This window comes from Lysinibacillus sp. G4S2 (assembly GCF_030348505.1).
Taxonomy (GTDB): Bacteria; Bacillota; Bacilli; order Bacillales_A; family Planococcaceae; genus Lysinibacillus.
Genome location: NZ_JAUCFJ010000002.1, coordinates 4,319,375 through 4,333,649 on the forward strand (window position 1 = coordinate 4,319,375; position 14,275 = coordinate 4,333,649).

Annotated in this window: 15 protein-coding genes; 3 read left to right on the forward strand and 12 right to left on the reverse strand. The window is 39.2% G+C overall.

What is annotated here, in order from left to right; genetic code table 11:
* Positions 1 to 116 precede the first annotated feature (116 nt).
* Entirely contained in the window at positions 117 to 1,583 is a 1,467-nt protein-coding gene (locus QUF91_RS22010) for an IS1182 family transposase (RefSeq protein WP_285398117.1), read from the forward strand.
* 94 nt (positions 1,584 to 1,677) lie between these two features.
* Positions 1,678 to 1,917 (forward strand): hypothetical protein, encoded by a 240-nt coding sequence (locus QUF91_RS22015; protein ID WP_289419322.1) that lies wholly within the window; start codon positions 1,678 to 1,680, stop codon positions 1,915 to 1,917.
* 281 nt (positions 1,918 to 2,198) lie between these two features.
* Here QUF91_RS22015 and cysC read toward each other — a convergent pair whose 3' ends face one another.
* Together cysC and sat are read right to left on the reverse strand one after the other, a co-directional pair.
* Positions 2,199 to 2,792 carry an adenylyl-sulfate kinase gene (gene cysC, locus QUF91_RS22020; RefSeq protein WP_289419323.1) on the reverse strand — a complete coding sequence of 198 codons (594 nt, stop codon included), beginning with the start codon at positions 2,790 to 2,792 and terminating at the stop codon, positions 2,199 to 2,201.
* Complete coding sequence (gene sat, locus QUF91_RS22025; protein ID WP_285397887.1) at positions 2,789 to 3,928, reverse strand: sulfate adenylyltransferase; 1,140 nt, start codon at positions 3,926 to 3,928, stop codon at positions 2,789 to 2,791. Before sat ends, cysC begins: the two co-directional genes overlap by 4 nt.
* Positions 3,929 to 3,991: 63 nt before the next feature.
* On the opposite strand from sat, the gene QUF91_RS22030 reads away from it, so the two are divergent.
* Positions 3,992 to 4,264, forward strand: coding sequence for a hypothetical protein (locus tag QUF91_RS22030; RefSeq protein ID WP_289419324.1), 273 nt, complete (start codon positions 3,992 to 3,994; stop codon positions 4,262 to 4,264).
* A 32-nt stretch (positions 4,265 to 4,296) separates the two neighbouring features.
* Here QUF91_RS22030 and QUF91_RS22035 read toward each other — a convergent pair whose 3' ends face one another.
* The 10 genes from QUF91_RS22035 to QUF91_RS22080 form a co-directional block, all read right to left on the reverse strand.
* Positions 4,297 to 5,361 carry a sulfate permease gene (locus QUF91_RS22035; protein WP_289419325.1) on the reverse strand — a complete coding sequence of 355 codons (1,065 nt, stop codon included), beginning with the start codon at positions 5,359 to 5,361 and terminating at the stop codon, positions 4,297 to 4,299.
* 12 nt (positions 5,362 to 5,373) lie between these two features.
* Positions 5,374 to 6,075: a phosphoadenylyl-sulfate reductase gene (locus tag QUF91_RS22040; RefSeq protein ID WP_289419326.1), complete on the reverse strand. Its 702-nt coding sequence runs from the start codon at positions 6,073 to 6,075 to the stop codon at positions 5,374 to 5,376.
* A gap of 298 nt (positions 6,076 to 6,373) precedes the next feature.
* Positions 6,374 to 8,095, reverse strand: a complete 1,722-nt coding sequence (gene cysI / locus QUF91_RS22045; RefSeq protein ID WP_289419327.1) for an assimilatory sulfite reductase (NADPH) hemoprotein subunit — start codon at positions 8,093 to 8,095, stop codon at positions 6,374 to 6,376.
* 17 nt (positions 8,096 to 8,112) lie between these two features.
* Positions 8,113 to 9,900 (reverse strand): assimilatory sulfite reductase (NADPH) flavoprotein subunit, encoded by a 1,788-nt coding sequence (locus QUF91_RS22050; RefSeq protein WP_289420113.1) that lies wholly within the window; start codon positions 9,898 to 9,900, stop codon positions 8,113 to 8,115.
* Positions 9,901 to 10,026: 126 nt separating this feature from the next.
* Positions 10,027 to 10,176 (reverse strand): YezD family protein, encoded by a 150-nt coding sequence (locus tag QUF91_RS22055; RefSeq protein WP_107924131.1) that lies wholly within the window; start codon positions 10,174 to 10,176, stop codon positions 10,027 to 10,029.
* Positions 10,170 to 10,916: a sirohydrochlorin chelatase gene (locus tag QUF91_RS22060; RefSeq protein WP_289419328.1), complete on the reverse strand. Its 747-nt coding sequence runs from the start codon at positions 10,914 to 10,916 to the stop codon at positions 10,170 to 10,172. The genes QUF91_RS22055 and QUF91_RS22060 overlap by 7 nt, the downstream gene beginning before the upstream one ends.
* A 12-nt stretch (positions 10,917 to 10,928) precedes the next feature.
* Positions 10,929 to 11,705, reverse strand: a complete 777-nt coding sequence (gene cobA / locus QUF91_RS22065; RefSeq protein WP_289419329.1) for a uroporphyrinogen-III C-methyltransferase — start codon at positions 11,703 to 11,705, stop codon at positions 10,929 to 10,931.
* A gap of 14 nt (positions 11,706 to 11,719) precedes the next feature.
* Positions 11,720 to 12,115, reverse strand: coding sequence for a hypothetical protein (locus QUF91_RS22070; RefSeq protein ID WP_289419330.1), 396 nt, complete (start codon positions 12,113 to 12,115; stop codon positions 11,720 to 11,722).
* A gap of 378 nt (positions 12,116 to 12,493) precedes the next feature.
* Positions 12,494 to 12,661 carry a uroporphyrin-III methyltransferase gene (locus QUF91_RS22075; RefSeq protein WP_285399166.1) on the reverse strand — a complete coding sequence of 56 codons (168 nt, stop codon included), beginning with the start codon at positions 12,659 to 12,661 and terminating at the stop codon, positions 12,494 to 12,496.
* 66 nt (positions 12,662 to 12,727) lie between these two features.
* The gene (locus QUF91_RS22080; RefSeq protein WP_289419331.1) at positions 12,728 to 14,236 is read right to left on the reverse strand and encodes a leucyl aminopeptidase; all 1,509 of its coding nucleotides are present in this window, start codon (positions 14,234 to 14,236) and stop codon (positions 12,728 to 12,730) included.
* Positions 14,237 to 14,275 lie beyond the last annotated feature (39 nt).

Genomic DNA, 14,275 nt, shown 5'->3' on the forward strand with positions numbered 1-14,275 from the left:
GCGTCGAGGGCACTGAAAAAGTGGTTAGATAAAGGAAGTAGCGAATTTTTTCTCTACTTCCTTTTCTTTTTCATCTATAATTATTAGTATACTGTTCATTTTAGGTGGTGCTTTTTATGCTTTCCAAACAAGAAACGCTTGCTCTTAGTCCTCATATGGCAATCTATGATTTAGTTGTGCCAAAAGATAATATGCTTCGTCAAATGAAGGAATTAATTGATTTTACTTTTGTTTTAGAGGAATTAGAGACTAAATATTGTCTAGATAATGGTCGTTACGCTATTTCACCTATTCGTATGTTCAAATATTTATTACTTAAGGCAATTTATGATATTTCTGATGTTGATGTAGTAGAACGTTCTAAATATGATATGTCCTTTAAATATTTTTTAGATATGGCACCAGAAGAAGGTGTTATTGAGGCAAGTTCTTTAACAAAATTCCGTCGATTACGTTTACAAGATGTCCAATTGTTAGATTTACTCATTCACAAAACCGTAGAACTAGCTATTGCACAGGGTGTTTTAAAAAGTAAAACATTGATTGTAGACGCAACACATACGAAGGCACGCTACCAACAGAAGTCCCCGAAAGAGTTTTTACAAGAGAAATCAAAACAGGTACGAAAAGCCGTGTATCAATTCGATGAAACAATGAAATCAAAATTTCCCACTAAACCGACTTCTCAAGATATCCAAAAAGAAGTGGACTATTGTCACCAAGTCATTCAAATAATAGAAGAAAATAAGGCTATTGCTCAAATACCAAGTGTACAAGAAAAAGTAAATGTCCTCAAAGAAGTTATTGAAGATTATGAGCTTAAAATAAATTACTCAGCTGATCCTGATGCACGTGTCGGTTATAAATCTAAAGAGAATCCTTTCTTTGGTTATAAAACACATTTGGCAATGAGTGATGAAAGACTTATAACAGCAGTAGTTGTAACAACAGGTGAAAAAAGTGACGGGAATTATTTACAAGAGCTAGTAGAGAAGAGTGAGCAAGCAGGCATAGAAGTGAACACCATTCTTGGAGATACAGCGTATTCTGGTAAAGAGAATTTATTATACACAAAAAAGAAAGAGATTCAACTCATTTCAAGGCTACATCCTGTTATTACGAACGGTCAACGGAAGCAAGAAAGTAAGTTTGAGTTTAATAAAGATGCCGATTTATATGTGTGCCCTGCTGGACATTTAGCAAAGAGTAAAAGTATTAAAAAGCGTAAGAATTCCACGCAAAATACACAATTAAAATATTTCTTTGATATAGAAAAATGTAAAGTTTGTCCTTTAAAAGAAGGGTGTTATAAAGAAGGAGCGAAAACAAAAAGTTATTCAGTTTCTCTTCTGTCAAATGAACACATAGAACAAGAAGTGTTTCAGGAAACGGAATCCTTTAAACAATTGGCAAAAGAACGCTATAAAATCGAAGCAAAGAATAGTGAAATAAAAAACAGACACGGGTATAATCAAGCAAACGCCACGGGTCTATTTGGTATGCAAATACAAGCAGCCGCAACGCTATTTGTCGTGAATATGAAGAGAATTTTAAAACTAATGAACGAAAAAAGCAAAGAATAATGAAAGAAATCGGACGACCCCTTCCTAAAAAAGGATGAAATGGCGCCCGATATTTTTTTTGAGTTAAAAAATTTTAATTTTGATGAGTTTTTCAGTGCCCTCGATTAGCGTCACAGATGAGACCCTGGAGCGAGCAACGCGAGTGAAGCGGCTCATCGGACGCCCCCAGGAAGCTTTGCTCTGTGCGAAAATGAAGCGGCAGCAACAAATGTTTTCTGTGCGAAAGCGAAGCAGCAGCAAAAAAGAGCCCAGTCGGGACGGAAATCAATCCCTCGTTTTTTGCCGAAGAGCCAAAAAAGAGTTGTCTCAGCGCAAGAGACAACTCTTTTCTTAGTATTGAAAAATAAAATGATCAAGGTAATCTTTGTGAATATTTTAGTGTCGAGCCCCAAAACCGAATCGCTAAAGCTCCTTTCGTTCGTTTTATAGGAATACTTTGAAGATTTATCGAAACAAAATTGCTCTTTATCGAAACAAAATCGCTCTTTATCGAAACTTTTTAGGCTTTTATCGAAACAAAATCGCTCTTTATCGAAACTTTTTGGGCTTTTATCGAAAAACAAGCTCTTTCTATCAAAGAAATCAACCACACGTTATGGTGATGGGCCAGATTTATCAAATATAACCTTTTGAAGTTAAAATATCTGTGAGCTGGTCTACACATTTTTCGATGGAATAGCTTTCTGTGTCTAAAATAATTTCTGGGTTTGCGGGTTCTTCATAGGGAGCACTAATACCTGTAAAGTTTGGGATTTCTGCATTCCGTGCTTTTTTGTAAAGTCCCTTCGGATCACGCTTTTCACACGTTTCAACAGAACATTTCACATAGACCTCTAGAAATTCTCCCTCATCTACTAGCGCACGGACAACTTGACGATCTTCTCGGTAGGGTGAAATAAAGGCAGTCAGAACAATGTGACCACTTTCTACAAAAAGCTTAGATACCTCCCCTATACGTCGAATATTTTCCTTACGGCCTGCTTCATCAAAACCTAAATCCTTATTCAAGCCATGACGAACATTATCACCATCTAAGACAAATGCTTGATTGCCACGTTCAAAAAGTCGTCGTGCAAAGACGTTCGCCACAGAAGATTTTCCTGAAGCTGATAAGCCAGTGAACCATAAAATAAAGCTTTGATGTTTGTTTTGTGTACGACGCTCCACTTTCGTAATAGAAGCTTCATGCCAAACGATGTTAGAACTCACTTTAAAACCTCCTTACGCATTCCTTTAATCAGTACATCAACAACCTCTTTACGACTAAATGTACTTGGAGGCACTTCGCCATTACGCAACATTTCTCGAACCTTAGTACCCGATAAAATTACATGTGCTGCGCTATCATGTGGACAAGTTTTCGTCGTCGCCATTCCTTCACATTTATTGCAATAGAAGCTATGCTCAAATTTCAATGGAACAATCCCTAATTCATCTTCCGTAAATTGTTCAAATATTTTTTGGGCATCATATGTGCCATAGTAATCACCAACCCCTGCATGATCACGTCCAACGATAAAGTGCGTACAGCCATAGTTTTTTCGTACAAGTGCATGGAAAATGGCTTCCTTTGGCCCTGCATAACGCATTGCAGCTGGAAACACACCTAATTGCACGCGATTTTCAGGATAATAATTTTTCAGTAAAACCTCGTAGCTTTCCATGCGAATTGTAGCTGACACATCGTCTGATTTCGTTTCCCCAACAAGCGGGTTTAAAAATAATCCATCAATTGTCTCAAGTGCCGCCTTTTGAATATATTCATGTGCCCGATGCACCGGATTACGTGTTTGGAAGCCAACAATAGTTTTCCAGCCCTTTTCTGCAAACAAATGACGTGTTTCAATCGGATCAAATGAATACGCAGGAAACTTTTGCTCAAGGCGTTTTACTAATGTAATTTTTCCGCCCACATAAATACTTGGACGTTCCTGCAGCTTTCTAACACCAGGATGCTCTAAATCCTCTGTGCCATATATTAACAATGCCTCTTTCCGTTTATTCGGCTCATAAATATCAGCGATCTCAATAACACCGTAAACAACATCACCATATACTAGTTTTGCCTCATTGCCAGGTTGTAATGTTGCCGCTACTTCCTTTGTTACAGGTAATGTAATCGGAATACTCCACACCACGCCTGATGCTAAACGTGTATGCTCAACAACGGATTCATAATCTTCCTGCGTTAAAAAACCTTCAATTGGACTGTAACCACCGATAGCAATTAACTCTAAATCACTAAGTGAAATGGCATCAAGCTCAATAACTTTATTTATATGTGTTGTATCCTTCTCTGGATTAAAGGCTTGCACTAATCGTCCACCATGTGGTTGTAAACTCATCAAAATCTCCTCCTATTTTTATTGAATTATTAGGTTTTATATTTAAGTTTATTTGTGTATTAATTGGGGTTTCTTGCTGATTTGATCGGATTTCGGTCAAAAGTGATCGGCTTCCACTCAAATGTGATCGGGTTTCATTCAAAAGTGATCAGCTCCCGCTCAAAAGTGATCGGCTCCCGCTCAAAAGTGATCGGCTTCAGCTCAAATGTGATCGGCTTCAGCTCAAATGTGATCGGCTTCAGCTCAAATGTGATCGGCTTCAGCTCAAATGTGATCGGCTTCAGCTCAAATGTGATCGGGTTCCACTCAAATGTGATCGGCTTCGCTCAAAAGTAATCGGCTTCCCCACTAAATTTAATTGGCTACCATTAAATCCCTTCACCTGCGTCATAGATTGAGCGCTCTTCTTCACGCATTGTTCGCATTAAGCTAATAACACCAAGCGTTCCAACAATAATAGTGCCAGTTAATACGATGGCATAGAGATCTTTCTCTAAAAATAGCTGTACTAAAAAATAAGAAATGACTAAAGAAAAAATTGGCGAGACAATCCAAATACGGAGTATTTTTTTCACGATATGTTTATGAAAAATTTGTTTCCCGTTTTTGGCCATCCCCATTCCGATGATGGAAGAGGATGTTACTTGTGTTAACGGCACGGGAAGCCCAAAAATAGAGCTAATGCCGACAAGGAGTGCACCTGTACTCGATATCAATATCCCTTCCGCCTTCTCAAAGCGCACAATTTTTTTACCGTTTGTTTCAAGTACTCGTTTTCCTAGTAGCATTGCGCCAAGCGCTACAAATGCCCCACCAAGCCATATTCCATGTGTTACGCCCATCATGCCTGCACCAACAAGAGGGCCAACTGCATTTGCTACGTTATTCATCCCTGCTGAAAATGCTTCGAAAAATCCGGCAAAGACAAGAAGAATCGTTAATATCGGTCGATCCTTTAACAAGCCCTTGCCCCGTAATTTATACAGCCACTTACCAAAGACAAGTGCAATAACGAACGCAACAACCGGAATAATTATCCAAAATGAAATAATGACAAGCAATGATTTTACATATAACACTCTATAAGCGATCCCAACACCTACAACCGCTCCCACTGTTACTTCACTCGTCGATAGTGGAATGCCTAACAGATTAGCTAGGAATAGCGAGCTTGTTGCAGAAATCAAAATAATAATGACAATCTTTACAGTAATGTACTCCTGTGGCATAATGCCGGAGCTGATTGTTTTTACTACCTCTCCACCACCAAGAACAGCACCGCTAAAAACTCCCACTGAGCATATTAGCAATGCTTGCCAAGCTTTTTTGATGGCACCTGCACCGTAAGCGACTCCCATTGAAGCTGCTGCTCCACTGGCACCTATATTCATCGCAAAAAATAAACTAATGGCTATTGCAACATATTCAAGCATGGCAAAACTCCTTTACTCATGTAACCCACATTCCGTTTTACCAGAATCCTTCCATCTACCTGAACGTAAATCATCCATCGTAAATGCGGGTTTTGTACAATGCTCACAACCAATACTTGGATAGCCTCTGTCGTGTAAAGGATTGTAAGGCAAATCATGCTTTGAAACATATCGCCAAACATCCTTCCATGTCCAATGAATGAGTGGACAAATTTTAATCGACTTAAATTTATCATCACGATTGATAAAATTTGTATTTTGTCGAGTTGCTGATTGTTCACGACGCAAGCCTGAAATCCAAGCTTTTGCACCTGCTAACGCTTCATGTAACGGCTTTATTTTGCGAATATCGCAGCATTTATTTGGATTAGACTTCCATAGTTCATCACCGTATTGCGCTGCTTGCTGTGCTAGCGTAAGTGCTGGTTTTTGCATAATAACGTTAAGCTGTGGATATTTTTCTTTTACTCTATCTATCGTTTCATACGTTTCCTTAAAATGAACATCTGTATCTAAAAAGACAATCGTTGCATCAGGCTTCACCTTTGAAATAAGATCAATCAAGACAATTCCCTCAATCCCAAAGCTACATGCATAAACGATATCTTCTCCGTATTCTGCATAACTCCACTGTAAAACCTCCAGTGCAGCCTTATAAACTTCATCAACATTACAATTCATTGTCGGTTCATGCCAAGTTGCATACGTTAACATATAATCCCCCTTCGTAACGAAAAAGGGCGTTCTAACGAAAGACAAAATGATAAACATGTCTTTGTTAAAACGCCTCTAGTTTGACTAGCCAGCTTATTATGAAACGATTGTTTTAACTACCTTTCTACAATCATTCCTCTTATCACCAAGATATACTAAGCACACCTAGTAGTCAACTAGGTTTTTAAGAAAATTCATTTTATTGCACCCTATTTTTATGTTTGACACTTGAAGGTTGGAGTATCTCCGACGATTGCCATGTAGCAGAGAAATTTGCTCACATAACTACCATTCTATTTTATTTATGATGAAAATCTCGTCCGTCGTTAACAGCAGTTACATAGCCTGCACGAATAACAAAGTCTCCGAAATGCTCGCCATCTAAACGTTCCTTTGCATAGTGTAGAAGGATTGGACGAAGTTCCGCTAAAATCTCCTCTTCACCGATATTTTCACGATAAATTTTATTGAGACGATCACCAATAAAGCTTGCTCCTAAATACATATTATATTTCCCTGGGCCTTTACCGATAAAACCAATCTCAGCCATTGCCGCACGGGAGCAACCATTCGGACAGCCTGACATACGAATAACAATTTCTGTATCGTTTAAGCCTGCTTCATCGATGATGGTTTCAATTTTTGTAATAAGGGAGGGCAAATAACGCTCCGCTTCTGCCATCGCTAAACCACATGTTGGTAACGATACGCAAGCAATCGAATTACGCCGTAAAGCAGAATAGTGCGCACCATCTGTAAGCTTATATTGCTCTATAATAACAGTGATTTCCTTCTTTTTTTGCGACGTTACATTACTAATCATTAAATTTTGGTTTGGTGTTAAGCGGAAATCACCCGTATGCACTTTAGCAATTTCACGTAATCCTGTTAGAAGCTCATAATTTTCAAAGTCTTTAATACGGCCATTTTGAATAAATAATGTATAGTGCCATTTGCCGTCTGCACCTTCAATCCATCCATATTCATCACCTGTACGTTCAAAGGTAAACGGGCGAGCTTGTTGGATGTCCCAGCCTAGACGACGTGTTAGCTCTTCATTAAACCACTCAAGCCCTCTTGCATCAATGGTATATTTAAAACGTGCATTTTTACGCACTGAACGATTCCCATAATCACGCTGAATCGTAATAATCTTTTCTGACGTTTCCAGTAGTTTATCAGGTGTAATAAAACCAATAATACGAGCAAGTTGTGGGTATGTTTCATGATCACCATGTGTCATTCCCATCCCCCCGCCAACTGCCACGTTAAAGCCTACTAATTTATCATCCTCAACAACGGCAATCAATCCAATATCTTGTGAGAATACGTCCACATCGTTACTTGGCGGAATAGCAATACCAATTTTAAATTTACGTGGCAAATATTGCGCACCGTATATAGGTTCAATTTCTTCATCCTGACTATCGACTACCTTTTCACCATCAAGCCACAACTCATGGTATGCTCGTGTTCTTGGTAGTAAATGCTCACTTAGTTTTGCTGACCAATTATAAATCTCCTCATGTAATGCAGATTGGTTTGGATTCACATTACACATTACATTACGATTGACATCCCCGCAGGCAGCGAGAGAATCCAATAATACCTCATTAATTTCCTGCATATATTTTTTGACATTCCATTTTAAAATGCCGTGCACTTGGAATGCCTGGCGTGTCGTTAATTTTAAAGAGCCATTACCATATTTTCTCGCCATTTCATCCATTACTAGCCATTGTGCTGGTGTAGCTGCCCCACCCGGCGTACGTACGCGCACCATAAATTGATAAGCCGGCTCTAGCTTTTGACGCTGGCGTTCATTCCGAAGATCACGATCATCTTGTAAGTAACTACCATGGAATTTCATTAGACGGTTATCGTCCTCTGGTATACCAGAGCTTAATGGATTATTCATCGTACGTTCAAGTGTTCCACGTAAATAATTACTTTCGCTTTTAATACGCTCTACATCACTAGGCTTTCCTGGTTGTGGAGGTAAAATAATTTTTTCAGTCATTTTTTATCGCCCCTTTATTAATAAACGTCACGTTGATAGCGCTTCTGTTGTTTTAATTCATTGACAAAGGCTTTCGCTTCCTCTGGTGTTTTTTGCCCTTGATGCTCAATGATGCGATGTATTGTTGCATCCACATCAGCCGCCATCGATTTTTCATCGCCACAAACGTAAATAACAGCTCCTTGCTCTATCCATTCATAAAAGCTCGCGGCATTTTCCTCCATTTTATGTTGAACATATATTTTTCTATCTGTGTCTCGGGAGAAGGCTACGTGCATTTGACTTAGTGTATTTGAAGCTAGCCAGCGCTGCCAATCTGTTTGATAAAGAAAATCTGTTACAAAGTGTTGATCGCCCAAAATTAGCCATGATTTCCCTTCAACACCTAGCTCCTCTCGCTCCTCCAAAAATGCACGGTACGGAGCGACACCTGTACCAGCACCGATCATAATAATCGGTGTGTCCGCTTGCTCTGGCAATCTAAAGTTCGGATTTTTATGCACATAGATTGGTAATGTATCGCCAATTTGAATACGCTCTGCAACGCTACCAGAGCAAACGCCAAGACGTTGTCGCCCATTCGTTTCATAGCTTACTTTGCCAATTGTTAAATGCACTTCTTCACTGTTTGCCTTTTGACTACTAGCAATTGAATATAGTCGCGCTGGTATTTTACGTAGCAATTCTACAAATTGCTGTGCATCCCATGTAAACGGCGCGAAGTCCTCAGCAACGTCAAGTAAATCTCTTCCTCTTGCATAGTCCTTCCAGGCATTCGTGTCTTCAAGTAGCTTTGTAAATTCCTGATGCACCGTATAGGCACCAATTTTTCGTAACAATGGCCTAGACAGCACTGTTATTTCTAGCTTTTTTTGTAATGCATCCTTGAATGGCAGTGTTTCTTCAAATACATTTACCTCAGTTTGTGGATCAAACTGTAACGCTGTTATTAAAGCATCGACTAGTCTTTCATCATTTTCTGGTTGAATACCAATACTATCCCCTGGTTCGAAATAAAAGTTTGCACCCTCGATGGATAACTCAATATGATGTGTTTCTTTGTTTGAGCCACGGCCATTTAAATTAATGTTTTCAAGTACTTCAGCATTAAACGGATTTTTACGAGAGTATGTAGTGTCTCCTTGGGTAGTCTGATGCTGTGTAGTCGATGTAGCAGCTATATCAGTCTGTTGAAACAATTCCTGCTGAACAGCTGAGAACCATTGTGCTGCCGCGTCATCATAATCTACATCACAATCTGTACGAGGTACGATTCGAGTTGCCCCTAACTTAGCAAACTGCTCATCAAAATCCTTTCCTGTTTTACAGAAAAACTCATAGGAGCTATCTCCTAAGGCTAGCACTGAATAATGAAGATGCTCTAACTTCGGAGCACGCTTACTATGCAAAAATTCGTAGAACTGTATTGCTTGATCAGGTGGTTCCCCTTCCCCATGTGTGCTTACAATAAGTAAAAGATTTGTTACCTTTTTTAAATTATTCGGCTTAAATGTTGCTAACGAAGAAATTGTTACGTCAACTTCATTATCTTTCAATGCTGAGGCGTATTTTTCAGCTAACCCCTGGCTATTGCCTGTTTGTGAGCCATATAAAATCGTCACTGTTTTGGTGATTGGTTTTACTGTCGGCTTTGCTTCTTCAACGATGGTATCAATAGTTGCTAGTGGAGCACTTAAATAGCCGTTTAACCAAATCCTCTGTTCCCCTGTTAATTTAGGAAGCAGCTCATTTAACAGCTTTACCTGCTCCTCATTAAATGGACTGTTGATTACTTGCAATTTCAATCTTGCCACCTCGCGTATTAGTATTATTTTCTTCTCTTCGTAATTTGTCTGAACTCGGTTGTTCTTCATTACTTTTTCTCAAGACATTTGCTTGTCATGTTATCTCTAAACTTATTTTGGCTGGCGTTATCGAAGTCGTATTTTTTCCTTCTTTTCAATTTGGACCACGTAGGAATTTTGCACAATCAATGTTATGGATCCGTGGTTCACCGTATTTAAAATTTGGCGGACATTATCTAATGCTAGATTAATATTTTCAGTCCTTTTATCTACCATTCCAAAACACCTTCCTCATTAAATTTTAGTAATTGCTCAATGCGTTCCACTAAAACTTTCCTTACGTTGTCGTCATAGCCTAAACTTTCACATAAAATAATGTTCTTGTTCTCATAGTTTTGTAATCGACTTGTTATGCTTTGACGCAAAATCCCAGTAAATAATAAATAAGGTACTATAAACACTTGATTGGCCTCATTCTTCTCTTGCTGTAGCCAATCTTCAAACGTAGGACCCATTCCATACAAAAAGCATGTGTCTACAGCTTCATAAGCATATTTGTCACGTAATCTTGTTGCAATTTTAGCTAAATCACTCTTTACTGAAGGATCACTACTCCCACGACCTATTAGTAAAACACTTGCATTGTGAGTAGGTAACCTAGCTTCTAAAATTCTAGTCTGTAGTGTATCGATTAATAGTTCATGGACACCAAGTGGTTCACCGTATGTAAATCGCACTTGTGGATGCTGTTTTTTGGCTTTATCAATCTCACTTGGAATATCGTGCTTTGCATGTTGAGCAGCTAGTAATAATATAGGCATGATAGCAATAGCCGTGGCTCCTCTGTTAATACAGCTATCTATGCCTTCAGCAATTGACGGTGCCGTGAGTTCTAAAAAACAAATTTCTTGAATCGGTAGCTCAATCTCCTGTTGTACGCTCTTTAGAAAGGTAACGGCTTGCTCCACTCCCGCCTTTACACGACTTCCATGAGCGATATATAAAATAGCTTGCATGAACCCACATCCTTATACAGAAATCTCTGCCAAATTCGACTGTGGAATGTTTTGCTCGAACCATTGAATTGATTCTCTCAAGGTAACAACTTTTCCCACTACAATTATGCTTGGATTTTGAATATTTTCGCGCTGCACTATATCTTCAATATTGGCTAAAGTACCAGTGACAGTTTTTTGCTGAGAAAATGTGCCCCAATGGATGAGTGCTACTGGTGTTTCTTCATCACGCCCATATTTGAGTAGCTGCTGACGGATATATGGAAGATTACCGACCCCCATATAAATCGCAATTGTCTCAATTCCTTTTGCGAGACTTTCCCATCGAATTGCATCATCCTTGCCCTCTTGCATATGTCCAGTGACCATTGCAAAACTTGAGCTTAAATCACGATGCGTAACAGGAATCCCTGCATAGGCTGGCGCTGCTATCCCGGAAGTGATGCCAGGTACAATTTCGAAAGGAATATGATGCTGCGCTAAAACTTCAGCTTCCTCAGCTCCTCTTCCAAAAACGAATGGGTCACCCCCCTTTAATCTCGTAACAATCAATCCTTGCTGTGCATAGCTGACAAGTGATCGATTAATCTGTTCTTGAATCATGGCATGCTGCTGAGGCAACTTACCGCAAAAGATGAGCTTAGCCTCTCGTTTAGCATAAGATAACAGCTCTTTATTGATGAGTCTGTCATACAGGATGACATCTGCACATTCGATACAGCGCAATCCTTTTACAGTGATAAGATCAACATCGCCAGGACCAGCACCTACTATAAAAACTTTTCCCATTAGATTTCACTCCTCTACCGCTTTGTTTTCGCTACAAAATAACATTTGTTGTTGCTGTCGCTCCGCTTTCGCACAGTTAAAACAATTGTTGCTGTCGCTCCGCTTTCGCACAGTAAAACAATTGTTGCTGTCGCTTCGCTTTCGCACAGATAAAACAATTGTTGCTGTCGCTCCGCTTTCGCACAGTTAAACATTTGTTGCTGTCGCTTCGCTTTCGCACAGTTAAACCATTGTTGCTGTCGCTCCGCTTTCGCATAGTTAAACATTTGTTGCTGTCGCTTCGCTTTCGCACAGTTAAACATTTGTTGCTGTCGCTCCGCTTTCGCACAGTTAAACCATTGTTGCTGTCGCTTCGCTTTCGCACAGTTAAACAATTGCTGAATGAAGATAAAAAGGCTCATATTATCCATAGGCATAGCAGTCTGTGAATAATATGAGCCTCTAGTTTACTAGTCAGCTTCGTTTTTTAATTCTTAGTAATATAATAAGAATAATAAAGAATTCGTTTTATTCTGTCAACGATTTATTTAATACTTAGCAAATGATTTTCATTCGATCACAACACACTTTCAATTTTTTGTTATTCCAAAAGGGCTCATCACAGCATCACAGATGAGACCATGGAGCGAAGCGGCTCATCGGACGCCCCAGCCGGAACGTTATTTCCAAATAAATGTTATTTACTTAATTTATTTAGGAAATATTAAAATGGCTATTATTATTAAAGAAAAAACCAGCTGTCGATTTTGTTACCGACAGCTGGTTTGCAATTTTTTATTTTATTCGAATTAATACGGTCTATAACGATGCCGTCTATATGGTGGATACGGTGGGTATGGTGGATAGTATGGATATTGATTAAATTGCGTTCCAAGTAACCCTCCTAAAAATCCTCCAAAAAACGGCGCACCGAAAGTCCAAAAGCCTCCTCCTGGGTAACCTCCGAAAAATGACATATGCTACCTCCCTTTTTACTCTATCGTATGAAGGAATATACATATATCACATGTATATTGCCTACTCTATTTTTCTTCTCCTAAACGTTGCACAAAGTTTGCTAGTGTACGTACCATTACACCTGTACCACCTTTTGGGCCTAGGTCATGTACAGCAATAGCATCTGATGTTCCTGCAATATCTAAGTGAATCCATGGTGTATCACCAACAAACTCACCAACGAAGCCTCCACCAAAGATCATATGTCCATCACGACCAGGAGAGTTATTTAAATCAGCGACATCTGATTTACGAATTCGTTTTTTATCACTTTCTGTTAAAGGCATACGCCATACAAATTCATCCGTCTCTTGTGAAGCTTCCATGAAAGCCGCAAAGAATTCATCATCATTAGAAAGCGCACCTGTTTTATCCATCCCAAGTGCAGTAATCACTCCACCTGTTAACGTTGCAACATCGATAAGGGAAGTAACACCTTGTTGCTTAGCATATGTAGTAGCATCCGCTAATACAAAACGTCCCTCAGCATCGGTATTTAAAACTTCTACCGTTTTACCACTATATGTCGTAATGACATCGTCTGGCTTAAACGCTGTGCCAGATACCATATTATCAGTAGAACCAATAACGGCTACGACATTTTTATTAGGACGTAATTCGCCGATGATTTTCATGGCACCTAGTACTGCTGCCGCACCGCCCATATCGCCCTTCATGCCTACCATTGAATCTTTTGGCTTTAAGGAATAGCCACCTGTATCATACGTAACCCCTTTGCCGACAAGGCCAATTGGATCTTCAAAATTTTCAGTCGCTTTATACTTTAATGTTATTAAACGAGGTTCTTCATAGGAGCCTTGATTGACACTTAAAATACCGCCCATACCTAGTTCCTCTAGTTGTGCTTTATCTAAAATTTCAACTTCAAAATCATACTCCACTGCTAGAGATTCTGCATAATTAGCTAAATCTGTCGCTGTAAGTAGATTTGGTGGTAAATTGATTAAGCTACGTGCTTCGTTCACTGCATCTGCATAAATAACACCAACTTCAAAGCTTGCCACTACCTCATCTATGTCATCAACAGTAGTCACAAGATGAACACCGTCAATTCGCTTATCTACTTCATTGGAAGTTGTTTTGTAATGAGGAATTGAATAATAACCAAGACCTGTTCCTTCACCCGCTAAAAACGCAACATCTGCCACAGTAATAGTATCTGTCGTAAACGATTCAAGCCAAATTGAATATTCTTTAACTTTTAAGGCTCTAAGTTCCTTACCGACCAATCCAAAGGCTGCACGAACATCACCTTCTGTTAAGTTTTTACGTTCATCCAAACCAACAAATAAAATGCGTTTAAGATTTGAGTGGACTTTCACGAATGGCAATTTCGTAATTCTTTTTAGCTCTGTCGATACGTCCCCTGCACCAAGCCACGCATCAAGTGATTCTCCATAAAATGATGAAAAGCTTGCCCAATCCTGCATTTGCTCACGATGTTTAGTGACCCCTACTACTAACACCTCAGTAGAAATCGTTTCAAATGTTTTTGCTTCTTTTACAATATGCATGTAAATTCCTCCATTCAATATTTATTATACCTAAGTTTC

Coding starts and splice junctions, on each gene's coding strand:
- QUF91_RS22010 (WP_285398117.1), top strand. CDS start 117: ATGCTTTCCAAACAAGAAACGCTTGCTCTTAGTCCTCATATGGCAATC.
- sat (WP_285397887.1), bottom strand. CDS start 3,928: ATGAGTTTACAACCACATGGTGGACGATTAGTGCAAGCCTTTAATCCA.
- QUF91_RS22035 (WP_289419325.1), bottom strand. CDS start 5,361: ATGCTTGAATATGTTGCAATAGCCATTAGTTTATTTTTTGCGATGAAT.
- QUF91_RS22040 (WP_289419326.1), bottom strand. CDS start 6,075: ATGTTAACGTATGCAACTTGGCATGAACCGACAATGAATTGTAATGTT.
- cysI (WP_289419327.1), bottom strand. CDS start 8,095: ATGACTGAAAAAATTATTTTACCTCCACAACCAGGAAAGCCTAGTGAT.
- QUF91_RS22055 (WP_107924131.1), bottom strand. CDS start 10,176: ATGGTAGATAAAAGGACTGAAAATATTAATCTAGCATTAGATAATGTC.
- QUF91_RS22060 (WP_289419328.1), bottom strand. CDS start 10,916: ATGCAAGCTATTTTATATATCGCTCATGGAAGTCGTGTAAAGGCGGGA.
- cobA (WP_289419329.1), bottom strand. CDS start 11,705: ATGGGAAAAGTTTTTATAGTAGGTGCTGGTCCTGGCGATGTTGATCTT.
- QUF91_RS22070 (WP_289419330.1), bottom strand. CDS start 12,115: ATGGATAATATGAGCCTTTTTATCTTCATTCAGCAATTGTTTAACTGT.
- QUF91_RS22075 (WP_285399166.1), bottom strand. CDS start 12,661: ATGTCATTTTTCGGAGGTTACCCAGGAGGAGGCTTTTGGACTTTCGGT.
- QUF91_RS22080 (WP_289419331.1), bottom strand. CDS start 14,236: ATGCATATTGTAAAAGAAGCAAAAACATTTGAAACGATTTCTACTGAG.